This is a genomic window from Burkholderia sp. RF2-non_BP3, assembly GCF_001522185.1.
GTDB classification, from domain to species: Bacteria; Pseudomonadota; Gammaproteobacteria; order Burkholderiales; family Burkholderiaceae; genus Burkholderia; species Burkholderia diffusa.
The window spans coordinates 461025-485130 of sequence record NZ_LOSU01000028.1; the positions used below are offsets into that span (position 1 = coordinate 461025).

A 24106-nucleotide genomic window follows, 5' to 3' on the forward strand; every position below is an offset into this window, starting at 1 on the left:
GGCGGACCCTGTCTGATCCAGTGTGGTTCGCCTCACGCCGCTGTCAAGGGCGGACGGGCCTTGCACGCGGGCCGGGCGGCAATTCGCGCGCGTCGATGCGTTGACGTGCATCAGGCCCGCAACCGCCGCGTCGGGCGACAATCGGCCGCGGCGATCGCCGATTGGCCATCGCATGCGGATTCTTCGCGTCGATGCGACTAATCCGGAAAGGTATCGGTCGATTCATGTTCAGCCGTTCGTAATTTTCGCGCGGAAAACTGGCGGTCCGCTTTCGCGCACCTTTCGGATACATGCGCTTGCGGCCGCCGCGGGCTGTCACAGAACCGTCGTTCGATACCCGGTGCATTCAGCAAGTATCTTTTGCATCCAGCGGACATTTCGCGGCGATGGCCTCTGCGATACTCCGACCGTGCCCGTGGTGCCGGGCCGCCCCTCGCGGCCCCAAGGGCTTCGCGTCGCTCAGGAGACACCCCCCGCGACGTCAACGACAGACCAAAGCGTCAGATATACAGCCATGTCTTCTTCACGCATCCTCGCTCCCGCCCTGCGTTCGCTCGTCCGCACCGCCGACGAAGCCGCCGCGCTGATCCGCCCCGGCATGACCGTCGCCATGAGCGGCTTCACCGGATCCGGCTATCCGAAGGCCGTGCCCGCCGCGCTCGCCGCCCACATCGACGCGGCCCACGCGCGCGGCGAGGACTTCCGGATCAACGTGCTGACGGGCGCGTCGACCGCGCCGGAACTCGACGGCGCGCTCGCCCGTACCGATGGCATCTCGATGCGCCTGCCGTACCAGTCCGACCCGACGCTGCGCGACAAGATCAACGCCGGTGAAGTCGACTACCAGGACGTCCACCTGAGCCACGTCGCACAATACGCATGGTTCGGGCTGTATGGCGAGCTCGACGTCGCGATCGTCGAAGTCGCGGGCATCCGCGAGGACGGGCTGTTGATTCCGTCCGCGTCGATCGGCAACAACAAGACGTGGCTCGAGCAGGCGAAGCACGTGATCCTCGAAGTCAACGCGCGCCAGCCGCTCGGTCTCGACGGGATGCACGACGTCTATTACGGCACCGCGCTGCCGCCGCACCGCAAGCCGATTCCGCTGACGAAAAGCGACGACCGGATCGGCGAGCCGTACCTGCGCTGCCCGGCGGAGAAGATCGTCGCGATCGTCGAGACCGACGCGCCGGATCGCAGCAACGCGTTCTCCGCGCCGGACGCCACGTCGAAGCAGATCGCGCTGCAACTGATCGACTTCCTGCGCCATGAAGTGAAGCGCGGCCGCCTGCCGGAAAACCTGCTGCCGCTGCAGTCGGGCGTCGGCAACATCACGAACGCGGTGCTCGCGGAACTGAGCTCGGCCGGCTTCTCGAACCTGACTGCTTACACCGAAGTGATCCAGGACGGCATGCTCGACCTGCTCGACGACGGCACGCTGAGCTTCGCGTCGGCCACGGCGCTGTCGCTGAGCCCGGCCGCCGTGCAGCGCTTCGCCGACGAGATCGCGACGTTCCGCGAAAAGATCCTGCTGCGCCCGCAGGAGATCAGCAACCATCCGGAACTCGTGCGCCGCCTCGGCTGCATCGCGATGAACGGGATGATCGAGGCCGACATCTACGGCAACGTGAACTCGACGCACGTGATGGGCACGAAGATCCAGAACGGCATCGGCGGCTCGGGCGACTTCGCGCGCAACGGCTACCTGTCGTGCTTCATGTCGGCCAGCACCGCGAAGGGCGGCGCGATCTCGCGGATCGTGCCGATGGCGAGCCACGTCGACCATACCGAGCACGACGTCGCGGTGGTCGTCACCGAGCAGGGGCTCGCCGACCTGCGCGGCCTGTCGCCGAAGCAGCGCGCGCGTAAGATCATCGCGACCTGCGCGCATCCCGACTACCGGCCGATGCTCGACGACTACTTCGAGCGCGCGTCGCGCGAGAGCTTCGGCAAGCACACGCCGCACCTGCTCGCCGAGGCGCTGTCGTGGCACGAGCGTTACGTGCGCACCGGGACGATGAAGGCCTGACCATCTTTCCGCAGATGCTGGAGGTGGGCGACACGGTCACCGACGACGGGTTGCGCGGCTTCACGCGCGACGAGCGCGACACGCTCGTGCGTCTGCTCGGGCGCGTGCGCCACAACCTGATCGACAGCGGCGGCGAATGAACGCGGTGCGCGGCGCCCGACGACCCGGCTCCGGCGGTTCATGGCGGTCCAGGCTTGTATCGAAGGAGTCGAGCGGCTATCTTGCGACTTCAAGTTCACTTGAGATCGAGCATGAGCCGTCTGGACATCGCCGAAGTCGCGCGCCGCTCGGGCTTGCCCGCGTCGACGCTGCGCTACTACGAGGAAAAGGGATTGATCGTGCCGAACGGCCGTCACGGGCTGCGGCGTCAGTACGACGAGTCGGTGCTGGAGCGTCTTGCGCTGATCGCGCTCGGCCGTGAGGCCGGCTTTTCGCTGGACGACATCCTCGCGATGTTCGGCGCGGACGGCCGGCCCGCGATCGATCGCGCGAAGCTCGACGACAAGGCCGACGAGCTCGACCGTACGATCCGCCGTCTCGGCGCGGTGCGCGACGCGTTGCGGCACGCGGCCGTCTGCCCGGCGCCGAGTCATCTCGAGTGTCCGTCGTTCCGCAAGCTGCTGCGCATCGCGGCGCATCGGCATCCGGCGCGCCGCACGAAGACGGAAGGCGCGTAAGCGGTCAGGCGGTCCGGTTTGCCGGAGCGTGGACGCTCGAGCGTGCCACGGGGCGGCCGCATCGCCACGGCTGGCGTCCCGAGCGCCTCATCCCGCGTAATACACGCGGCATTCCATCTCGCGTCCGCGCACGATGCGCTTGCCGACGAGCGAGCCGAGCGTTTCGGTGACGACGGTCCGCTGGTTCTCGCATTGCAACGCATCATAGAAGTAGAGCGCGACCCAGTCCGCGGTGCGCCCCGACTCTTGCGGGCGCACGGAATACGGGCACAGCGCGGTGAAATGCCAGCCGCCTTTCGTCATGTGCATCACGGGCGGCTGAATGCTCACGTCCGCGTTCAGCCGGCGCGACACGAGCGTGGGCAGGATGCCGGCGGCGGCCTTGTTGCGGTACAGGCGGTCGATGTACAGCAGCAGTTCGACGGGCGGCTCGGTGCCGAGGCTGGCGTCGCGCGCGTGGCCTTGCCAGCGGCGGCGCCGGCTCAGCACGTCGTCGAGCGCCGCGCGGATGCCGGCCGCGCGCCGCGGGCCGACGCCCGGAATCGCCTCGAGCTGGCCGCTGCGGGCCGCGCGTTCGAGATCCTCGAGCGTATCGATGTGCAATTGGTCGTGAATCCGCAGCGCGAGCGCATGGCCGATGCCCGGCACGGCTTCGAATGCGGACGCGCGCTCCGCGTCGCCGCGCAGCCGGTCGAGCAGCCGCCAGCGTCCGGTCACCAGCAGTTCGGCGATCGCCTCTGCGACGCCCGTGCCGACTTCCGGCAGTGCGTCGAGCGCATCGACGCCGCCTGCGTCGAACCGCGTGCGGATACCGTCTTCGAGCGACTCGATCGTATCGGCCGATGCGCGGTAGGCGGCAACCCGATAAGGATTCGCGCCCTGGTCGGCGAGCAACTGCGCGGCCTCGCGCAGGCAGGCCGCGATCTGCCGGTTTTCCTCGTGTGTTTGGCCGATGGTCGTTTGCATGTGCGGAGCCCGGAGATGTGCAAACGGAATGGACGCGGCGCGCAACGCCCCGGTCCACCTCTTATTTCAGCACATTGTCACGGCAAGCGACGAGCAAAAATTGATGTGCGTCAACGGCAAACGTTGCACGGGCGGAACCGGTCCCGCGCGCGTTCGTGCCGGCGTGCAGCACGAGCGCGCGACCCGTTACGCGTCGAGGAACGACTGCGCGCCCTCGGCCTCCGCGGCCATGCGCAGCGTGGCGAGCGCGCGCTTCTCGATCTGCCGCACGCGTTCGCGCGACATTCCTGCGTCCTGCGCGATCGCATCGTAGGTGTCGGGCTCGGCGCCGCCGAGGCCGAACCGCCGGCGCAGCACGTCGGCCTCGGCCGGCGTGACCGAGCGCAGCAGCGACGTCACGCATTCGCGCATGCGCGTGTCGGCCAGACGCTCGAACGGGCTCGCCGATGCCTGGTCCTCGAGCAGGTCGACGAGGCCGGTATCCGCGTCGGGCAGCGGCGTGTCGAGCGACAGCGGCTCGGCAGGCAGCGCGAGCACCGCGCGCAGCTTGTCCTCGGCGAGCCCGGTCTCGGCCGCGAGTTCGGCCGGCGTCGCGCGGCGGCCCGTGCGCTGGCGAAAGCGCAGCGCATGGCGCTGCACGCGCTGGTACTGGTCGCCGACGTGCACGGGCACGCGGATCGTGCGCGAGCGGTCGGCCACCGCGCGCGCGACCGCCTGCCGGATCCACCAGGTCGCGTAGGTCGAGAACTTGAAGCCGCGCCGGTATTCGAACTTCTCGATCGCGCGCATCAGGCCGAGGCAGCCGTCCTGCACGAGATCGGGCAGGTCGACGCCGCGGTTCATGTACTTGCGCGCGATCGACAGCACGAGGCGCAGGTTCGCCTCGAGCATCGCGCGCGTACCGTCGCGCACTTTTTGCTGGCCGTCGCTCAGCGCGGCGCCGAGCGCGCGCCGCGCGACCGGATCGAAGCACGCGGCATCGGCGCCCGCGGTGGTGTCCGCTCCGGCTTCGACCGGGGCAGTGGCGAGCGCGCGCACGACGCGGCTCGCTTCGTCGACGGCCGGTGCAACCCATGCGAGCGAACCGAGCAGCGCGGCCAGGCGGTTGCGCGCGTCGCGATACTCGGCCGAGCGGCAGCCCTGCGCGTGCAATGCGTCGCGCACGGTCGCAACCGCGCCTTGAAGCGTGTCGTAGCGCGCATGCGCCGGTGCGTCATCGCCGTCGTCGCCTTCGTCGGTGGTCGCGGCGGTTGCACGCGTTGCGGCATGGCGCGCGAGCAGCGCCTCGACGGCCGCCGGACAGCCGGCGAGCGCGTGCAGGATCTGATGGCGGCCCGTTTCGATCTCGCGGGCAAGCACGATTTCGTCCTCGCGCTTGAGCAGCGGCACCGCATGGATGCGCCGCATGTAGAGGGCGAGCGGATCGGTCGATGCGCCGGTGCCGCGAGCGAGATCGCCAAGCAGCGCGCGGCCCTCGTCGAGGGCGTCGCGATCGACGTCGACCGGTGCCGCACCCGTGAACGGCGCCGGCGCGACGGGCTCGTCGAGCACGGCGATGCCGATGTCCGCGAGCGCGGCGCGCACGACGTCCAGCGCGTCGGGGCTGTCGCTTTCCGGCGGCAGCGCGTCGACGAGGTCGGCGTGCGTCAGATAACCCTGTTCGCCGGCGAGCGCCAGCAGCTGGATGATCGGATCGAGGGGCGTGTCCGCCCGAAGCGTGGGGCGTGGCGTAGTCATGTCGATGGCGGCGCGAGCCGCGCTCCTGTCTGGGCGGGCCGAAGTCCGCGGGTTTCAGGCTCCCGGGGGGCCGCGAACACCCGTCCGCGCCGGCCAGCCTGATTCGATATTCAACTTGAGGGCATTTGCGCCAACTTCAACGCCGGCGTGGCTGACGCGCGAGCATGCGGCATGCCCGCGCGGTCGCGCCCCGTTCTTGTTGCCGCGAAACAAAAAGTAACGGATCAAACCCGCAGAAATATGCGGGGGACGTAAGCTAGAGTCAGGCGCGCGCCACGCGGCGACGCACCGATTCCCTGCGGAGCCTCGAATGAACCCGATTCCCGCCGCGCGGCCTGCCGTCATGGCGCTGGCCATGTTCGCGCTGAGCGGCTGTTATTACACCGGCCCATACGGCTATGCGCCGTATTACGCACCCGTGCCTGCCACGGTGTCGCAGCGAGAGATCCCGGTGGCGCCGGCAACCGCCGCACCGATCGCGCCGTCGACGGCCGCGGCGGCGCCGCCGGCAGACGATTACGTCTACGTACCGGCCCCGGTATATGTCGCGCCGGCCTATGTGCCTTACCCTGCCTACTATCCCGCGTACTACCCGGGCTGGTATGGGCCGCCCGTCACGATCGGCCTCGGTTTCTGGGGGCATTGGGGCGGCGGCTACCGGGGCGGATACTGGCACCGTCCATGGGGCGGCGGTCACTGGGGAGGCGGGCATGGGGGCGGGGGCCATCGACACTGACCGACGCGCGGTGGCACCGCGCGGGAGAGCATCATGAGCAACACGATCATCCGAAGTTTGTGCGTCGTCCTGTTCGGCATCGCCGCGGTGCCGGGCATCGCCGACGCGCAAAGCAGCGCCTACACGAACTCGCCGGCCGAAATCTATGCGGGGCCGGCGCCCGATTATCCGGTCGTCGCGCAGGTTCCGCCCGGCACCGCGCTGGACGTGTTCGGCTGCCTGAGCGACTACTCGTGGTGCGACGTCGCGCTGCCGGGCGTGCGCGGCTGGATCGACGCGGAGCAACTCGACTATCCGTATCAAGGCAATTACGTGCCGTTGCTCGAATACGGCGCGATCATCGGCGTGCCGGTGACCGGCTTCGCGATCGGCGCGTACTGGGACCGCTACTACCGCCATCGGCCGTGGTTTCACGATCGCGACCGTTGGGAGCGTCGTGCCGAGCCGCGCATCGGCCCCGGCGGAATGCCGCCCGCTTACGGACACCCGCAGCCGGGCGGGCCGAACCAGCGCGCGCCGGGCGGTGGGCCGCCCGAGCGGCATGATGCACGGCCGTCGGCGACGCGCGGTGGCTGGAACGGCCCGAACCGCGCGCCGGCGCCACAACAGGCCGCACCCGCGCCTGCGCCGATGCCCGGCCGTCAGCCGCAGCCGCAGCAGCCGGCGCAGCAGCCCGCACCTAACGGTGGCGCGGCCCGGATGATGGCGCCGCCGACGTATCAGGGCGGCGGCGGTTACGGCGCACGGCCGCAAGGCGGTGGAAACAGCGGCGGGAACCGCGGCGGTGGGAGCCACGGTGGCGGTGGAGGCGGATGGGGCACCGACGAGTTCCGTCATTGATCGATTGACGGCGCCGGTGCCGCGGCTTCGGGCCGGCGCCGGACGAAAAAAAGCCGCTCCGAGGAGCGGCTTCCGAATCACGCAGGCGGGCCGTTCGCGCGGCCCGTCGTCCGGTGTCAGTCGTCGAGCAGCGACAGGTCGCGCACGGCGCCCTTGTCGGCCGACATCACCAGCTTCGCATAAGCCTTCAGCGCCGCGGACACCTTGCGCGGGCGCGGTTGCGCCGGCTTCCAGCCCTTCGCGTTCTGCTCGTCGCGGCGACGCGCGAGTTCCTCGTCCGACACCAGCACGTCGATCGTGCGATTCGGGATGTCGATGCGGATCCGGTCGCCGTCGCGCACGAGGCCGATTGCGCCGCCCGCTGCCGCTTCCGGCGAGCAGTGACCGATCGACAGGCCCGACGTGCCGCCCGAGAAGCGGCCGTCCGTCAGCAGCGCGCATGCCTTGCCGAGGCCCTTCGACTTGATGTAGCTCGTCGGGTACAGCATTTCCTGCATGCCGGGGCCGCCCTTCGGGCCTTCGTACCGCACGATCACCACGTCGCCGGCCTTGACCTTGTCGTTCAGGATGTTCTCGACCGCTTCGTCCTGCGATTCGGTCACGTGCGCCGAGCCCTCGAACACGAGGATGCTTTCGTCGACGCCGGCCGTCTTCACCACGCAGCCGTCGAGCGCGATGTTGCCGGTCAGCACGGCCAGGCCGCCTTCCTTCGAGAATGCATGCTCGTACGAGCGGATGCAGCCTTCGGCGCGGTCGAGGTCGAGGCTCGGCCAGCGCGTGTCCTGGCTGAACGCGACCTGCGTCGGGATCCCGGCCGGGCCGGCCAGGTAGAACGTGCGGACCGCTTCGTCTTCCGTGCGGACGATGTCCCACTGGTCGAGCGCATCCTTCAGCGTCGGCGCGTGCACGGTCGGCACGTCGGTGTGCAGCTTGCCGGCGCGGTCGAGCTCGCCGAGGATCGCCATGATGCCGCCCGCGCGGTGCACGTCCTCGATGTGGTACTTGTTCGTGTTCGGCGCGACCTTGCACAGCTGCGGCACGATGCGCGACAGGCGATCGATGTCCTTCATCGTGAAGTCGATGCCGGCTTCCTGCGCGATCGCCAGCAGGTGCAGGATCGTGTTGGTCGAACCGCCCATCGCGATGTCGAGCGTCATCGCGTTCTCGAACGCCTTGAAGCCGACCGAGCGCGGCAGCACGCGCATGTCGTCCTGCTCGTAGTGCTGGCGGGTCAGCTCGACGATGCGGCGGCCGGCGCGCTTGAACAGCTGCTCGCGATCCGCGTGCGTCGCGACGACCGTGCCGTTGCCGGGCAGCGACAGGCCGAGCGCCTCGGTCAGGCAGTTCATCGAGTTCGCGGTGAACATGCCCGAGCACGAACCGCAGGTCGGGCAGGCCGAGCGTTCGACTTCGGCGACGTCGGCATCCGAATACGACTGGTCGGCCGCGATCACCATCGCGTCGACGAGGTCGAGCTTCTTCAGTTCGACGGTCTTGGTGACTGGGTTCGCGAGGCGCGTCTTGCCGGCTTCCATCGGGCCGCCCGACACGAAGATCACCGGGATGTTGAGGCGCATCGCGGCCATCAGCATCCCCGGCGTGATCTTGTCGCAGTTCGAAATGCACACCATCGCGTCCGCGCAGTGCGCGTTCACCATGTACTCCACCGAGTCGGCGATGATGTCTCGGCTCGGCAACGAATAGAGCATGCCGTCATGGCCCATCGCGATGCCGTCGTCGACCGCGATCGTGTTGAATTCCTTCGCGACGCCGCCGGCGGCCTCGATCTCGCGCGCGACGAGCTGGCCGAGATCCTTCAGGTGCACGTGCCCGGGCACGAACTGCGTGAACGAGTTGACGACCGCGATGATCGGCTTCGAGAAATCGTCGTCTTTCATGCCGGTGGCGCGCCACAGCGAGCGCGCACCTGCCATGTTGCGGCCGGCGGTGGAGGTTTTGGAACGGTATGTGGGCATGGTGATGGCTGAAGAATTATCGCGAAAAAGGGTGGAGGCACGGGAATGGAGGCCTCTCGCGCGCCCGTGCGAACAACCTCTTGAGCTGCGCCCTGGGCAAACCCGTCGATTATCCCACAGCCGCCGGGCATGCGGCCGCCCGCGGGCGCGGGCGCCGGGCTGGGCGCCTGGATGCGGGCACGGGACACGCCGGTCGAACCGGACGGCGGCTTCATCGCCCGTCCTGCCGGCGATGAAGCCGCGCCCGGCGATCGCGCGTCAGTCGAGCAGCGTCAGGATTTCGTCGTACAGCGCCTTCGGAATCCGCACGCCGTGCGCGATGCTGCGCGCGCGGGCGTCGAAGCGCCGCTGCGACGGCAGCCGCGCGCCTTGCCCGGTGATCGACGCGAACATCCGCTCGGCGCGCGCGAGGCCCGCGTCGAGATCGTCGCCGAGGAACACCTTCGGGTCGAATGCGATCACGAGCTCGCCGTGGCACGGCGTCGCGCCGACGCCTTCGTCGAAGTCCATCGACTCCTGGCTCGTCATGTCGCCGATCAGCGCGCCGCCGAGCAGTTCGACCATCGCCGCGAGCGCCGAGCCCTTGTGCCCGCCGAACGTGCGCATCGCGCCGTGCAGCGCGGCCTTCGGATCGGTGGTCGGCTGACCGTCGGCGTCGATCGCCCAGTGCGGCGGGATCGCCTTGCCCTGTTTCGCGTGCAGCTCGATGTCGCCGCGCGCGATCGCGCTGGTCGCGAAATCGAACACGAACGGCACGCCGTCCGGGCGCGGCCACGCGAACGCGATCGGGTTCGTGCCGAACACCGGCTCGCGGCCGCCTTCCGGCGCGACCCAGCTGTGGCTCGGGTTCATCGCGATGCCGACCAGCCCCTCGGCGGCGATCGCCTCGACCTCGGGCCACAGCGCCGAAAAGTGGTAGCAGTGGTTGATCGCCATCGCGGCGATCCCGTGCTGCTTCGCCATCTCGACGAGCACCGGCAGGCCGGTCTCGAAGCTCAGCAGCGAGAAGCCGCGATGGGCGTCGACCGCGACGATCGACGACGACAGCCGGCGCAGCGTCGGCACGGCTTGCGGGTCGACCTTGCCCTTCTTCAGCGAGCGCACGCACACGAGCAGCCGATACACGCCGTGCGAGTGGCACTCGTCGCGCTGGCCCTGCGTGATCACGCCCGCGATCGCCCGCGCGTGCGCATCGGACAGCCCGTGGTGCGTCAGCACCCGCAGCGCGAGCGTATGGACCTCATCGAGCGACAGGACGACTTCGGCGAGCGGCTCAGACATCGCGCGTTTCCCGGGGCGCCGGCACGCCGTCGATGCGTTGCGGCACGTTCAGCGGGTTGCCGTTGCGGATGGCGTCGGGCAGCAGCGCGTCCGGCACGTCCTGGTACGACACGGGGCGCAGGAAACGCTCGATCGCGCGTGCGCCGACCGACGTCGTGCGTGTGTCGGACGTGGCCGGGAACGGACCGCCGTGCACCATCGCATGACCGACCTCGACGCCCGTGCCGAAGCCGTTGACGAGAATGCGGCCGGCCTTGCGCTCGAGCGTCGGGCGCAGCGCGGCGAACAGCGCGGCGTCGCCGTCGGCGAGATGCGCGGCGATCGTCAATTGGCCTTCGAGCGACTTCAGCACGCGATGCAGCGTGTCGGCATCCGGGCAACGCACGATCAGCGATGCCGGACCGAACACTTCGTCACGCAGTTCGGGATGGGCGATGAATGCGTCCGCCGAGGTCGCGAACAGCGCCGCGCGCGCCTGGAAGCGACCGCCTTCCACGCCTTGCGCCAGCAGTTCGACCGCGTCGTGCGCGCGCAGGGTGGCCACGCCTTGCGCATAGCTCGCGTGGATGTGCGGCGTCAGCATCGTCTGCGCGGCGGTCGCCTGCACGGCGGTGGCCGCCGCGGCTTCGAACGCGCGCAGCGCGGGGCCGTCGACGGCGAGCACGAGGCCCGGGTTGGTGCAGAACTGGCCGGCGCCGAGGGCGAGCGATGCGACGAACTGCGGCGCGATCGCGTCGTGGCGCGCGTCGAGCGCGGCCGGGAACAGCAACACCGGGTTGATCGAGCTCATTTCCGCATAGACCGGAATCGGCTCGTGGCGCGCGGCCGCGATGTTCATCAGCGCGACGCCGCCGCGGCGCGAGCCGGTGAAGCCGACGGCCTTGATGCGCGGATCGGCGACGAGCGCCTGGCCGATTTCGCGCGACGCGTCGAACAGCAGCGAGAACACGCCGGCCGGCAGCCCGCATTCGCGCACGGCCTGCTGGATCGCGCGGCCGACGAGCTCGGACGTGCCCGGATGCGCGGAGTGCGCCTTGACGATCACCGGGCAGCCGGCGGCGAGTGCCGACGCGGTATCGCCGCCCGCGACCGAGAACGCGAGCGGGAAGTTCGACGCGCCGAATACGGCGACCGGCCCGATCGCGACGTTGCGCAGGCGCAGGTCGACGCGCGGCAGCGGCTTGCGGTCCGGGCGGGCCGGATCGATGCGCGCATCGACGTAACCGCCGTCGCGCACGAGCGACGCGAACAGCGCGAGCTGGCCGACCGTGCGGCCGCGTTCGCCTTCGATGCGTGCGCGCGGCAGGCCCGTTTCGGTGACGCAGCGCTCGATCAGGTCGTCGCCGAGCGCCAGGATGTTGCGGCCGATCGCATCGAGAAACGCCGCACGTTGCTCGGGGCTCGTCTCGCGATACGTGTCGAAGGCTTCGTCGGCGAGCGCGCAGGCCGTCTCCAGGTCGTGCAGGCTCGCGCCGCCGAATGCGGGCTCGAGCGGTTCGCCGGTCGCGGCGGCGATCGCGTGAAGGGTGCCGTTCTGTCCGGCGATGGCCGACTGGCCGATCAGGAGCTGACCTGTGAGTTGCATGGGTTTTCCTCGGAAAATGCGGGGCCGGGCGTGAGGCGCCCGGCCGGAGTGAAAAGGGGAAAGCGGGTGTGTCAGTCTTCGTCGTCGTCGAGCTGCAGCTTGTCGGAGCGGATGCCGGTATTGGCGCCCCAGTAGTAGATGACGAGCGCGACGGCCGCGACGACGACCGTGTCGTACGGATGCGCGAGCTGGCCCGTGCCGCCGAAGCCGCCGAAGTAGGACAGCACGATCATGGCCGCGTAGAACGCGATCAGCCACGAGGACGAACGCACCTGCTCGGCGAGGCTCAGGTGCGCGGTCGGCACCCAGCGGCGGCACGCGAGATAGATCACGAACATGACGATCTGCAGGCCGAGCAGCCAGGACACCGTGCCCCAGCCCGACCAGTAGACGATCAGCGCGGCGATCACGAACGATGCGGGGCCGGTGATGCCGAACGCCACCGCGCGGAACGGCCGCGGCAGGTCGGGCGCGGTGCGGCGCAGCGCGGCGACCGACACGGGCGCGACCGCATAGCTCAGCACCAGCGCGGCCGACACGATGTTGATCAGCGCCTCCCACGACGGGAACGGCATGGTCCAGAAGATCGCGAGGCCGAACGTGAGCCACAGGCCCGCGCGCGGGATGCCCGATGCCTCGTCGACGCGCGTGAACACCTTGAAGAACGTGCCCGTCTTCGCCCAGCCGTAGACGACGCGCGGCGTCGCGTTCATGTAGATGTTGCCGCAGCCGCTCGGCGAGATCATCGCGTCGGCGACCACCATCACCGCGAGCCAGCCCACGCCGAGCGCGAGCGCGATGTCGCGGTACGGCAGCGAGAAGGCCTTGCTGACGTCGTGCCAGCCGGCGGCCAGCATGTCGGTCGGGATGCTGCCGATGAACGCGAGCTGCAGCAGCACGTAGATCAGCGTGGACAGCAGGATCGACAGGATCAGCGCGATCGGGATCGTGCGCTGCGGGTTGCGCACTTCGCTCGCGACCGACACGATCGGCGTGAGGCCGAGATACGCGAAGATGATGCCGCCGGCCGACACGGCCATCTCGATGCCCGGCATGCCGAACGGCGCGAAACCGTGCGCGGTGAGGTTGGCGGGCTTGAAGAACGTGAACAGCACCGCGATCACCGACAGCGGCACGATGAACTTGAAGATGCTGATGATGTTGTTCGCCTTCGCGAACGTCTTCACGCTCGAATAGTTCAGGTAAAAGAAGAAGCACAGCAGCGCGGCCTGCACGAGCCAGCCGATTGTCGTCGGGTCGCTCGATCCGGCCTTGGTGAGACCGGGAAACCATGCGGCCGCGTACTGGCGCGCGGCGACCACTTCGATCGCGATCAGGCTCGAGAACGCGATCAGCGTGATGAAGCCCATCAGGTAGCCGAGCAACGGGCCGTGCGAGAACACCGGGTAGCGGACCACACCGCCCGCGCGCGGCAGCGCGGCGCCGAGCTCGCAGTAGACGATGCCGAGCAGCAGCACCGCGAAGCCGCCGAGCAGCCACGAGAAGATGCCGGCCGGGCCGGCGATCGTCGACACGTGACTCGCGGCGAACAGCCACCCCGAACCGAAGATCGCACCGAGGCCGATGAACGTCAGGTCGGTCAGCGACAGCTGCTTCTTGAACTTGCCGTGACCGCCGTCGGCGGGCACGGAACGGGAAAGCGGGACGGACGGGTGTGTGTTGCCTTGACCTGGCATGGGTTTGTCTCCTGGGAAATATCGGGGCAGGTGCGGCCTGCGCCGCGTTCCGACGGAGCAGCGGCGCAACACCTGCCGGCCGGCGTGCGGCCGGTTCGAACGACCGCGAGGGCCGGGGCCCGCTCGAGTGCGGCGCGGGCAGGCGCCGCGGTGAACGGGCCCGTGCCGGCCATGCCGGACACGGAAGTGGCGATGCGACGGGGGGAGGCCGCCGCACCGCCGGGGGGAAACCGGTCAGCGGTTCGCGCGGTTCCGTTCGGCGCGGTGCGCGGCGTCGAAAGCGATGGAAGCGTCCGGTACGAACCGGTGGCTGAGGGCGGGGAAAACTCCGGTCCGCTGGATGGCGTTTCGGCTCACTGCAATCTCCTGCTTCGTATCGGTCGACGACAGGCGCGTCGACGTGCAACCAGTATCGCCGTGCAAACACCCATCACGCTTGAGCCGTATCGCGGAGCAAAATGACGAAATCGGCACAGTGGCCGCAAGGGCCGCGAAACGCGTTCCGCACTATGCCGATTTCGTCGCCGTCCTCATCGAAAAGCCACAAGCGGACGGACGCGCGACGGAGGAAGCTATGCTCCTTTCCCCACTTCGAACGGCTCATGATGAAGCGCATCCAGATCATCGATTCGCACACGGGCGGCGAACCCACGCGGCTCGTCGTGTCCGGTTTTCCCTCGCTCGGCAACGGCACGATGGCCGAGCGCCGCGACGTGCTCGCGCGCGAGCACGATCGCTATCGCACCGCGTGCATTCTCGAGCCGCGCGGCAGCGACGTGCTGGTCGGCGCGCTGCTGTGCGAACCCGTGTCGCCGGAGGCGGCGGCCGGCGTGATCTTCTTCAACAACAGCGGTTACCTCGGCATGTGCGGGCACGGCACGATCGGCGTGGTGCGCACGCTGCATCACATGGGCCGCATCGAGCCGGGCGTGCACCGGATCGAAACGCCGGTCGGCACCGTCGAGGCGACGCTGCACGACGACCTGTCGGTCAGCGTGCGCAACGTGCTCGCGTACCGCCATGCGAAGGCCGTCGACGTCGATGTGCCCGGTTACGGTCCCGTCAAGGGCGACATCGCGTGGGGCGGCAACTGGTTCTTCCTGATCAGCGATCACGGCCAGCGCGTGGCCGGCGACAACGTGGCGGCGCTGACCGCCTATGCGTCCGCGGTGCGTGCCGGGCTCGAACGCGCGGGCATCACCGGCGCGAACGGCGGCGAGATCGACCATATCGAACTGTTCGCGGACGATCCCGAGTACGACAGCCGCAGCTTCGTGCTGTGCCCGGGCCATGCGTACGACCGTTCTCCGTGCGGCACCGGCACGAGCGCGAAGCTCGCGTGTCTCGCGGCCGACGGCAAGCTCGAACCGGGCGTCGTGTGGCGTCAGGCGAGCGTGATCGGCAGCGTGTTCCAGGCGAGCTACGCGCAGGCCGACGGCGGCATCGTGCCGACGATTCGCGGCAGCGCGCACCTGAGCGCGGAAGCGACGCTGCTGATCGAGGAAGACGACCCGTTCGGCTGGGGCATCGTGTCGTGAGCGAGACCCGGACCGACGTCGTCGTGATCGGCGCCGGCATCGTCGGCGCGGCGTGCGCGCATGAACTCGCGCAGCGCGGGCTGCGCGTGCTCGTCGTCGACGACGCGAGCGGCGGCGCGACCGGCGCCGGCATGGGGCACCTCGTCGCGATGGACGACAACGCGGCGGAGCTCGCGCTGAGCCATTATTCGATCGAATTTTGGCGCGCGCTCGCCGGCGAGATGCCGGACGGCTGCGCGTACCGCAATTGCGGCACGCTGTGGCTCGCGGCCGACGCGCACGAAATGGATCTCGCGCGCACCAAGCAGGCGACGCTCGCCGCGCACGGCGTGGCGGGCGAGCTGATCGACGCGGCGACGCTCGCGCGGCTGGAGCCGATGCTGCGCGCGGGCCTCGGCGGCGCGCTGAAGATCCCCGGCGACGCGATTCTCTATGCGCCCGTCGCCGCGAGCTGGCTGTTGCAGCGCGCGCCGGGCATCACGTTGCGGCGCGATCGCGCGGTGGCGGTCGACGGTCCGAGCGTGACGCTCGCGAGCGGCGACACGCTGCGTGCGGCGCGCGTGGTCGTCGCGAACGGCGTCGCCGCGCGCGCGCTGTTGCCTGAATTGCCATTGCGCCCGAAGAAGGGCCATTTGCTGATCACCGATCGTTACCCGGGCCAGGTGTCGCACCAGCTCGTCGAACTCGGCTATGCGGCGAGCGCGCACGCGAGCGACGGCACGTCGGTCGCGTTCAACGTGCAGCCGCGGCCCACCGGCCAGCTGCTGATCGGCTCATCGCGCCAGTTCGACACCGAGGACGCGCGCGTCGAGCCGCCGGTCCTCGCGCGCATGCTGCGCCGCGCGGCCGGCTACCTGCCGGATCTGGCCGACCTGAACGGAATTCGCGCATGGACGGGCTTCCGTTCCGCGAGCCCCGACGGTCTGCCGCTGCTCGGCGAGCATCCGGCGCGGCCGGGCGTATGGCTCGCGGTCGGGCACGAAGGGCTCGGCGTGACGACTGCGCCGGGCAGCGCGCGGCTCGTCGCCGCGCTGATGACCGGCGAACGGCCGCCCATCGACATCGAACCGTATTTGCCGGGACGTTTTCTGACGACGTCCCCCGTAGCCGGAGCGCTGACATGATCATTCATCTGGACGGCCGCGCGCTGACGGTGGCCGACGGCGCGACCGTCGCGGCCGCCGTTGCGGCGAGCGGCGACGACACGACGCGCGTGTCGTGCACGGGTGCGGCGCGCGCGCCGTTTTGCGGTATGGGCATCTGCCAGGAGTGCAGGATGACGATCGACGGCCGCCGTCGTCTGGCTTGCCAGACGCTGTGCCGCGACGGGATGCGGGTGGAGCGCACGCGATGAAACAGGAACGACTGAGCGTCGACGTCGCCATCGTCGGCGCGGGCCCGGCCGGATTGTCGGCCGCGCGGGCCGCCGCACGAAGCGGCGCGACGATCGCGATCGTCGACGACAACCCGCGCGCGGGCGGGCAGATCTGGCGCCAGGCGGCGGCCGCGACGCCGGTGCCGGCCGCGGCGGAACGCCTTGCCGTGCTGCGTCGGCCGAACGTCACGCATCTGGCGGCCACGCGCATCGTCGCCGAGACGCAGCCGGGCACGTTGCTGCTGGAGGACGACGAGCGCGGGTTCCTGCTGGAATTCCGCACGCTGATCGTGTGCTGCGGCGCGCGCGAGCTGCTGCTGCCGTTTCCCGGCTGGACGCTGCCGGGCGTCACCGGCGCGGGCGGCCTGCAGGCGCTGATCAAGTACGGTCTCGACGTGCGCGGGCAGCGCACCGTGATCGCCGGCAGCGGCCCGCTGCTGCTCGCGAGCGCGGCGACGGCCCGGCAGGCCGGCGCGCAGGTGTCGCACGTGCTCGAACAGGCCGCGGGGAGCGATGTCGCCGGTTTCGGCGCGGGGCTGTGGCGCTGGCCGTCGAAACTCGCGCAGGCCGCGAAACTCGTCACGGCCGCTTATCGGCCCGGCGCACATGTCGTCGAAGCGTTCGGCGACAAGCGGCTCGAACGCGTGCGGATCCGGCAGGGCGAGCGTGAATTCGAGGTCGACTGCGACCGGCTCGCATGCGGCTTCGGCCTCGTGCCGAACACCGTGCTGCCGAGCCATCTCGGCTGCCGGATCGAGAACGGCGCGGTCGTGGTCGACGCGCACCAGCGCACGAGCCGCGACGGCTGTTTCGCGGCGGGCGAGTGCACGGGTGTCGGCGGCAGCGAACTGGCGATAGTCGAAGGCGAGATTGCCGGCTGCGCGGCCACCGGGCAGACGGCGCCGCTGGCCGGGCTGATTGCGCAGCGCGCGCGCTGGCAGGCATTCGCGGACGCGGTGCGCGAACGCTTCGCGATCCGCGAGCCGATCCGCCGGCTCGCGCGGCCCGATACGCTGCTGTGCCGTTGTGAGGACGTGCGCTTCGACGCGGTCGCGCCGGCGTCCGGCTGGACGGCCGCGAAGCTGCAGACGCGCTGCGGGATGGGGGCATGCCAGGGCCGCGTGTGCGGTGCGGCCGCGCAGGCGCTGTTCGGCTGGACGCCGCCGGCGCCGCGCACGCCGCTCGTGCCCGCGCGGGTCGGCACGCTGATGCTGGACGACACGGCATCCTGCGACGGCGCCTGACGCGCCAGGGCGAGGCGGCCCGGTTCGCAGCGGGCCGCCTTGCCGTTCATTCCGTCTTCACTTTCTCCCATCCGCCCACCTGCGGCGCCGCACAGGCACGCAGGCACTCGATCGCGGCGGCCACGGCCGCGCGATTCGCGCTGTCCGGATGCCAGTACATCGACACCGCGCCCTGGCCCTCGAGCCGCATCGGCAGGATGCGGATCGCGTTCAACTGCTCGAAGCGCCGCGCGGCACGATGCGACGCGACGCCCAGCAGGTCGGTGTTGTTCAGCAGCGTGAGGTTCAGGATCGACGAATTCGATTCGACGCAATGCGGCGGCTGCACGCGGCCGGCGGCCGTCAATGCGACCTGCAGCGCATTGTGCACGGGTGTGCCGGACGGCCAGACGATCCACGAGTGGGCCAGCACCTCGTCCCAGCCGACGGAGGCCGCGCCGACGAGCGGATGATCGGGCCGCGCGACGAACACCACCGGATCGACGTACAGCGCTTCGGCGTGCAGGTGCGGATCGACGGACGCGGAGCCCGAGCGGCCGACGACGATGTCGAGTTCGCCGCGCGCGAGTTGCGGCATCAGCTGGTTCATCGTGCTCTCGGTGAGCCGCACCTGCGCGCGCGGCATCCGCTTCAGCAACTGCGACACCGCGAGCGGCACGGTATCGGCCGCCGCGACGCCCGACGTGCCGATCGTGACCAGGCCGCTGCCGCCTTCGCGCAGCGCGGCCATGTCGTCGCGCGCGACGTCGAGCTGCGCCTCCACACGGCGCGCGTGCTCGATCAGCGCATCGCCGTAGGCCGTCGGCCGCAGGCCGCGCGCGTGCCGCTCGAACAGCGGCAGCCCGACATCCTCTTCCAGTTCCTTCAGCCATTTCGACAGCGCGGGCTGGGTGGTCGCCAGCGCCGTCGCCGACTGGCTCAGGTTGCCCGTGCTGGCCAGGCTCAGCAGCACCTGGAGGTGCCGCAATCGCAGCCGGTAGGTCCAGTCCATCGCGTGCTCCGTGTCGGAAGGTATATCCGAAATAATATGGATTAGATGATTTCGCCATTTTACCGGGTATGTCTGCGTCGAATATAAATGCGCTAACGGACTGAAGCACGCGGTCCCCGACCCGACACAGCGCCGACCGCGATCGGCCGCCCCAAGGAGACATCATGACCAGCCGTCACCCGGATACGTCGCGCGCCGACTACTACGCACGGATCGCCGAACAGCGCCTCGCGCCGTTGTGGGAGTCGCTGCACAACCTCGTGCCGAAAGCGCCGCAGCCGGCCGCGCAGGCCGCGATCTGGAAGTACGCGCAGGTGCGCGACCTGGTGATGCAGGCCGGCGGCGTGATCAGCGCGGAAGAAGCCGTGCGCCGCGTGCTGGTGCTGGAGAACCCGGGGCTGCCCGGCAAGTCGAGCATGACGCCGAGCCTGTACGCGGGCCTGCAACTGATCCTGCCCGGCGAGATCGCGCCGAGCCATCGGCATACGCAGTCGGCGCTGCGCTTCATCGTCGAGGGCAAGGGCGCGTGGACCGCGGTGAACGGCGAGCGCACGACGATGCATCCGGGCGACTTCATCATTACGCCGTCGTGGGCGTGGCACGACCACGGCAACCCGTCGGCGGAAGACGGCGGCGAGCCGGTCGTGTGGCTCGACGGGCTCGACATCCCGCTCGTCGGGTACCTCGACGCGGGCTTCGCGGAGAACTATCCGGAAGCCGAGCAGCCCGTCAGCCGCGCGGAAGGCGACAGCTTCGCGCGCTTCGGCCACAACATGGTGCCGGTGCGCCATCGCGCGAGCGATCCGACGTCGCCGGTGTTCAGCTATCCGTACGCGCGCACCCGCGAGGCCCTCGACGCGCTGTACCGCAACGGCGAGCTCGACGCGTGGGACGGCGTGAAGCTGCGCTACGTGAATCCCGCGACGGGTGGCTGGCCGATGCCGACGATCGCCACCTTCATGCAGTTCCTGCCGGCCGGCTTCGACGGCCGCACGTGTCGCAGCACCGACGCGACGATCTACTGCGTCGTCGAAGGCAGCGGCACCGCGCACATCGGCGGCGACGCGTTCGCGTTCGAGCCGCACGACATCTTCGTCGCGCCGTCGTGGGCGCCGGTCCGGCTGTCGGCGTCGTCCGATAGCGTGCTGTTCAGCTATTCCGACCGGCCGGTGCTGTCCGCGCTGAACCTGCTGCGCGAAGCGCGCGACTGACGCCGCCGGTTGGCCCGATTTTCCCGATTCGTCCAGTGCGCCGCCGAGGCGGCGCGCGTTCCTTCCTTCATGCCTGTGCTGGAGCCGTTCATGACTTACGTTTTCCCGCCCGAAGCGCCGGTGGCGCTTCCCGTCGCCGGCAGCGACGCCCGGTTCGCGGTTCGTCGCGTGTACTGCGTCGGCCGCAACTACGCGGCCCATGCGCGCGAGATGGGCTTCGATCCCGATCGCGAACCGCCGTTCTTCTTCTGCAAGCCGGCCGACTCGATCGTGCCGGTCGCCTACGGCGAAACGCTCGATCTGGCGTATCCGTCGCAGACGCAAAACTATCACTACGAAGCCGAACTCGTCGCGGTGATCGGCAAGGGCGGTTCCGACATTCCGCTCGAGCGCGCGCTCGAGCACGTGTGGGGTTATGCCGTCGGACTCGACATGACGCGCCGCGACTTGCAGATGAAGATGCGCGAGATGGGCCGGCCGTGGGAAATCGGCAAGGCGTTCGACCGTTCCGCGCCGATCGGCCCGGTGCATCCGGCGAGCGAAGTCGGTCATGTCGAGCAGGCCGGCCTGTGGCTGACCGTCAACGGCGCGACGAAGCAGAAGAGCGACGTGTCGCACCTGATCTGGTCGGTCGCGGAAACGGTGGCCGACCTGTCGAAGTTCTTCCGCCTCGAACCGGGCGACGTGATCTTCACCGGCACGCCGGAAGGTGTCGGCGCGGTGGTCAAGGGCGACGTGATGAAGGTCGGCGTCGAGCGTCTCGGCGAACTGGCCGTGCGCGTGGTCTGACGCGCGTTCCTCGATTTCCTCGAAAGGTCACATCGTGCAACTGCATAGCTTCTTCAACAGTTCGACATCCTATCGGGTGCGTATCGCGCTCGCGCTGAAAGGGCTGCCGTTCGACACGCTGCCCGTGAACATCCGCACGGGCGAGCACCGCGAGGCCGGCTACGTCGCGCGGGTGAATCCGTCGGCGTCGGTGCCGGCGCTGGTCGATGGCGATTTCCGTCTCGGCCAGTCGCTCGCGATCATCGATTACCTCGACCAGATTCATCCGGCGCCGCGGCTGATTCCACTCGAACCGCGGCAGCGCGCACGCGTGCTGGAACTCGCGACGCTGATCGCGTGCGACATCCATCCGGTCAACAACCTGCGCGTGCTGCGCTACCTCGACAGCGAACTGCGGGTCACGCCGCAGCAGAAGAGTGCGTGGTACCGGCACTGGATCGCGGAAGGCATGGCCGGCGTCGAGCGCCTGCTCGCGCGCGCGGACGCGGGCCCGTGGTGTTTCGGCGAGGCGCCGACGCTCGCCGACGTGTGCCTCGTGCCGCAGGTCGCGAACGCGTTGCGGATGGATTGCGACCTGAGCGCATATCCGCGCAGCCTCGCGGTTCATGAACACGCGCGCCGCGAGCCGGCGTTCGAAGCGGCGCAGCCGCAGCGGCAACCGGACTACGTCGCGTAACACGAAGGAGGAGACGGACATGGGCGAGACAAACAATACGGGCCGACGCGTACTCGTGATCGGCGGCGGCATCGGCGGGCTCGCGACGGCGCTGGCGCTCGCGCGCCAGGGCATTCGCGTGAAGCTGCTCGAACAGGCCGCGCAAATCGGCGAGATCGGCGCGGGCATCCAGCTCGCCGCGAACGCGTTCAATGCGCTCGACGCGCTGGGCGTCGGCGAGGCCGCGCGCGGCCGCGCGGTGTTCACCGACCGGCTGCAGCTGATGGATGCGGTCGATGCGCGGGAAGTCGCGTGCATCGATACGGGCGCCGCGTATCGCGAACGTTTCGGCAACCCGTATGCGGTGATCCATCGCGCGGACATCCATCTGTCGATCTACGAGGCGGTCAAGGATCATCCGCTGATCGAATTCCGGACCAGCACGCAAGTGTGCGGGTTCGAGCAGGACGGCAACGGCGTGACCGTGGTCGATCAGCACGGCGAACGTTATCGCGCCGACGCGGTAATCGGCTGCGACGGCGTGAAGTCTGCGGTCCGGCAGGCGCTGATCGGCGATGCGCATCGCGTGACGGGACACGTCGTGTACCGCGCGGTCGTCGACGTCGACAACATGCCGAAGAACCTGCAGATCAATGCGCCGGTCGTGTGGGCCGGCCCGCATTGCCATCTCGTCCACTATCCGCTGCGCGGCGGACGGCAATACAACCTCGTCGTCACGTTTCACAGCCGCGAGCAGGAAACCTGGGGCGTGCGCGACGGCAGCAAGGAGGAAGTGCTGTCGTACTTCGACGGCATTCATCCGCTGCCGAAACAAATGCTCGACCGGCCGACGTCGTGGAAGCGCTGGGCAACCGCCGATCGCGACCCGGTCGAGCGCTGGAGCGCGGGCCGCGCGACGGTGCTCGGCGACGCCGCCCATCCGATGACGCAATACCTCGCGCAGGGCGCGTGCCAGGCGCTCGAGGATGCCGTGACGCTCGGCGCGGCCGTCGCGCGGACCGACGGCGACTTCGAGGCCGCGTTCGCGCTGTACGAACGCGTGCGGATTCCGCGCACCGCGCGCGTGCTGTATTCGGCGCGCGAGATGGGGCGGATCTATCACGCGAAGGGCGTCGAGCGGCAGGTGCGCAACGCGCTGTGGGTCGGACGCACGCAGGCGCAGTTCTACGACGCGCTCGACTGGCTGCACGGCTGGCGCGCGGAGGATTGCCTGAAGACCGTCGACTGACGCGCTTCAGCCCGAATCCGGCGGCGCGCGTTCCAACGACATCGCGCGCGACCGCCTTCATGGAGGAGACATCATCATGGCCGATACGCTGTCCATCGACGTCAGCGCATGGATCGACCGGCATCGCGTTGCGCCGTTTCAGGCCGCGATCGTCGTGCTGTGCTTCCTGATCGTCGCGATCGACGGTTTCGACACGGCATCGATCGGATTCATCGCTCCCGTCATTCGCGCGGAATGGGGGCTGTCGCCCGCGCAGCTCGCGCCGGTATTCGGCGCGGGGCTCGCCGGGCTGATGGCCGGCGCGCTCGTGTTCGGGCCGTTCGGCGACCGGTTCGGCCGCAAGCGCCTGCTGCTCGCCTGTGTCGCGTGTTTCGGCATCGCGAGTGCGGCATCGGCGACTGCGGGCGGCTTGACCGAACTGATCGCATGGCGCTTCGTGACGGGCCTCGGGCTCGGCGGCGCGATGCCGAACGCGATCACGCTGACGTCCGAGTATTGCCCCGCGCGGCGGCGCTCGCTGCTCGTCACGACGATGTTCTGCGGCTTCACGATCGGCTCGGCGCTCGGCGGCCTCGCGGCCGCGTCGCTGATCGAACGCGACGGCTGGCGCGCGGTGCTCGTCGTCGGCGGGGCCGCGCCGCTGCTGCTCCTGCCGGTGCTGGCGTGGCGACTGCCGGAATCGGTGCGCTACCTCGTCAACACTGGCGCATCGCGCGAGCGGATCGCGGCGATGCTCGCGCGCATCGCACCGGACCCGGATCTCGCGCACGCGTCGTTCGTCGCGCCGCGCGGCAAGCCGGCCGGGTCGCCGCTCGGCCGCCTGTTCGCTGCCGACCTGCTGCGCGGCACGCTGCTGCTGTGGCTGACGTTCTTCATGAGCCTGCTCGTCATCTACCTGCTGTCGAGCTGGCTGCCGACGTTGTTGCGCACGACCGGCGCGACGCTGCAGACGGCCGCGCGCGTGACCGCGATGTTCCAGGTCGGCGGCACGCTCGGCGCGATCGTGCTCGGCTGGCTGATGGACCGCTTCGATCCGCATCGCGTGCTCGCGTGCAGCTATGCGGCGGCGGGCGTGTTCGTCGCGGCGATCGGAGTGCTGGCCGCGTCGCCGGCGGGCGCGGCACTGGCCGTGTTCGCGGCCGGCTTCTGCGTGTCCGGCTCGCAGGTCGGCGCGAACGCACTGTCGGCCGCGTTCTATCCGACCGAATGCCGAACCACGGGCGTGAGTTGGGCGAACGGAATCGGCCGCGGCGGATCCGTCGTCGGCTCGATGGCGGGCGGCGCGATGCTCGCGATGGGGCTGCCGTTGTCGACCGCGTTCGTATTCGTCGCGGTGCCGTGCGTAATTGCAGGGGGCGCGGTGCTGGTGCTTGGCGCGGTGCGGGCCGGCGCGAAGCGCGCGGTGGCGGCCGAGGCGATTGCCGGCGAGCAGGCGTAGCGGAGGCAGGGCGACCATTGCCGATGGCGCCGTCTTCCGATGGCACCGAACGAAAGCAGGAATCTACATTCTATGAATATATATAATGTAGA

General features: G+C 69.6%; 20 protein-coding genes and 1 pseudogene. 14 read left to right on the forward strand and 7 right to left on the reverse strand.

The genetic code is table 11. The features are described 5' to 3' along the window. Positions 1 to 514: 514 nt before the first annotated feature. The 3 genes and pseudogenes from WS45_RS12535 to WS45_RS12545 all read left to right on the forward strand — a co-directional run bounded on the left by WS45_RS12535 (position 515) and on the right by WS45_RS12545 (position 2706). Positions 515 to 2029 (forward strand): acetyl-CoA hydrolase/transferase family protein, encoded by a 1515-nt coding sequence (locus tag WS45_RS12535; protein WP_059700099.1) that lies wholly within the window; start codon positions 515 to 517, stop codon positions 2027 to 2029. Next, a pseudogene (locus tag WS45_RS12540) lies at positions 2026 to 2169 on the forward strand (MarR family transcriptional regulator); the annotation flags it as partial. The gene WS45_RS12535 and the pseudogene WS45_RS12540, both read left to right, overlap by 4 nt. Before the next feature lie 111 nt (positions 2170 to 2280). Further along, positions 2281 to 2706: a helix-turn-helix domain-containing protein gene (locus WS45_RS12545; RefSeq protein ID WP_059525001.1), complete on the forward strand. Its 426-nt coding sequence runs from the start codon at positions 2281 to 2283 to the stop codon at positions 2704 to 2706. Between the two features lie 87 nt (positions 2707 to 2793). Here WS45_RS12545 and WS45_RS12550 read toward each other — a convergent pair whose 3' ends face one another. After that, positions 2794 to 3672, reverse strand: coding sequence for a helix-hairpin-helix domain-containing protein (locus tag WS45_RS12550; protein WP_059700101.1), 879 nt, complete (start codon positions 3670 to 3672; stop codon positions 2794 to 2796). A 186-nt stretch (positions 3673 to 3858) separates the two neighbouring features. Then, positions 3859 to 5409 (reverse strand): sigma-70 family RNA polymerase sigma factor, encoded by a 1551-nt coding sequence (locus tag WS45_RS12555; protein WP_059700103.1) that lies wholly within the window; start codon positions 5407 to 5409, stop codon positions 3859 to 3861. Between the two features lie 310 nt (positions 5410 to 5719). On the opposite strand from WS45_RS12555, the gene WS45_RS12560 reads away from it, so the two are divergent. Both WS45_RS12560 and WS45_RS12565 read left to right on the forward strand, forming a co-directional pair. After that, on the forward strand, positions 5720 to 6145 hold the full coding sequence (locus tag WS45_RS12560) for a hypothetical protein (protein ID WP_059700104.1): 426 nt from the start codon (positions 5720 to 5722) through the stop codon (positions 6143 to 6145). Between the two features lie 33 nt (positions 6146 to 6178). Then, the gene (locus WS45_RS12565; RefSeq protein ID WP_059700106.1) at positions 6179 to 6985 is read left to right on the forward strand and encodes an SH3 domain-containing protein; all 807 of its coding nucleotides are present in this window, start codon (positions 6179 to 6181) and stop codon (positions 6983 to 6985) included. A gap of 116 nt (positions 6986 to 7101) precedes the next feature. Here the strand turns inward: WS45_RS12565 and ilvD are convergent, their stop codons facing one another. The 4 genes from ilvD to WS45_RS12585 all read right to left on the reverse strand — a co-directional run bounded on the left by ilvD (position 7102) and on the right by WS45_RS12585 (position 13524). Then, a complete protein-coding gene (gene ilvD, locus WS45_RS12570) occupies positions 7102 to 8961 on the reverse strand; it encodes a dihydroxy-acid dehydratase (protein ID WP_059700108.1) in 1860 nt (619 codons plus the stop codon). Between the two features lie 258 nt (positions 8962 to 9219). After that, complete coding sequence (locus WS45_RS12575; protein ID WP_059700110.1) at positions 9220 to 10242, reverse strand: Ldh family oxidoreductase; 1023 nt, start codon at positions 10240 to 10242, stop codon at positions 9220 to 9222. Continuing rightward, entirely contained in the window at positions 10235 to 11827 is a 1593-nt protein-coding gene (locus WS45_RS12580) for an aldehyde dehydrogenase (NADP(+)) (protein WP_059700112.1), read from the reverse strand. Before WS45_RS12580 ends, WS45_RS12575 begins: the two co-directional genes overlap by 8 nt. A gap of 71 nt (positions 11828 to 11898) precedes the next feature. Beyond that, the gene (locus WS45_RS12585) at positions 11899 to 13524 is read right to left on the reverse strand and encodes an APC family permease (protein ID WP_059700114.1); all 1626 of its coding nucleotides are present in this window, start codon (positions 13522 to 13524) and stop codon (positions 11899 to 11901) included. Positions 13525 to 14129: 605 nt separating this feature from the next. Between WS45_RS12585 and WS45_RS12595 the strand changes: the two genes are divergently transcribed. Genes WS45_RS12595 through WS45_RS12610 form a run of 4 tightly spaced genes read left to right on the forward strand, consistent with a single transcriptional unit; the run spans position 14130 to position 17681 of the window. After that, positions 14130 to 15062: a 4-hydroxyproline epimerase gene (locus WS45_RS12595; RefSeq protein ID WP_059700116.1), complete on the forward strand. Its 933-nt coding sequence runs from the start codon at positions 14130 to 14132 to the stop codon at positions 15060 to 15062. Beyond that, positions 15059 to 16186: an NAD(P)/FAD-dependent oxidoreductase gene (locus WS45_RS12600; RefSeq protein WP_059700118.1), complete on the forward strand. Its 1128-nt coding sequence runs from the start codon at positions 15059 to 15061 to the stop codon at positions 16184 to 16186. Before WS45_RS12595 ends, WS45_RS12600 begins: the two co-directional genes overlap by 4 nt. Next, entirely contained in the window at positions 16183 to 16416 is a 234-nt protein-coding gene (locus tag WS45_RS12605) for a 2Fe-2S iron-sulfur cluster-binding protein (protein ID WP_011658575.1), read from the forward strand. The genes WS45_RS12600 and WS45_RS12605 overlap by 4 nt, the downstream gene beginning before the upstream one ends. Then, a complete protein-coding gene (locus WS45_RS12610) occupies positions 16413 to 17681 on the forward strand; it encodes an NAD(P)/FAD-dependent oxidoreductase (RefSeq protein WP_059700120.1) in 1269 nt (422 codons plus the stop codon). Before WS45_RS12605 ends, WS45_RS12610 begins: the two co-directional genes overlap by 4 nt. Before the next feature lie 46 nt (positions 17682 to 17727). Here the strand turns inward: WS45_RS12610 and WS45_RS12615 are convergent, their stop codons facing one another. Continuing rightward, positions 17728 to 18672 (reverse strand): LysR substrate-binding domain-containing protein, encoded by a 945-nt coding sequence (locus tag WS45_RS12615; RefSeq protein WP_059689902.1) that lies wholly within the window; start codon positions 18670 to 18672, stop codon positions 17728 to 17730. Positions 18673 to 18836: 164 nt separating this feature from the next. Between WS45_RS12615 and gtdA the strand changes: the two genes are divergently transcribed. The 5 genes from gtdA to WS45_RS12640 all read left to right on the forward strand — a co-directional run bounded on the left by gtdA (position 18837) and on the right by WS45_RS12640 (position 24014). Continuing rightward, a complete protein-coding gene (gtdA, locus tag WS45_RS12620; protein ID WP_059700122.1) occupies positions 18837 to 19883 on the forward strand; it encodes a gentisate 1,2-dioxygenase in 1047 nt (348 codons plus the stop codon). 90 nt (positions 19884 to 19973) lie between these two features. Continuing rightward, a complete protein-coding gene (locus tag WS45_RS12625; RefSeq protein ID WP_059525029.1) occupies positions 19974 to 20672 on the forward strand; it encodes a fumarylacetoacetate hydrolase family protein in 699 nt (232 codons plus the stop codon). Between the two features lie 34 nt (positions 20673 to 20706). Beyond that, complete coding sequence (maiA, locus tag WS45_RS12630) at positions 20707 to 21348, forward strand: maleylacetoacetate isomerase (protein ID WP_059689905.1); 642 nt, start codon at positions 20707 to 20709, stop codon at positions 21346 to 21348. Between the two features lie 19 nt (positions 21349 to 21367). Further along, complete coding sequence (locus tag WS45_RS12635) at positions 21368 to 22576, forward strand: 3-hydroxybenzoate 6-monooxygenase (RefSeq protein WP_059700581.1); 1209 nt, start codon at positions 21368 to 21370, stop codon at positions 22574 to 22576. Positions 22577 to 22652: 76 nt separating this feature from the next. Continuing rightward, positions 22653 to 24014 (forward strand): MFS transporter, encoded by a 1362-nt coding sequence (locus WS45_RS12640; RefSeq protein ID WP_059700124.1) that lies wholly within the window; start codon positions 22653 to 22655, stop codon positions 24012 to 24014. Positions 24015 to 24106: the final 92 nt, after the last annotated feature.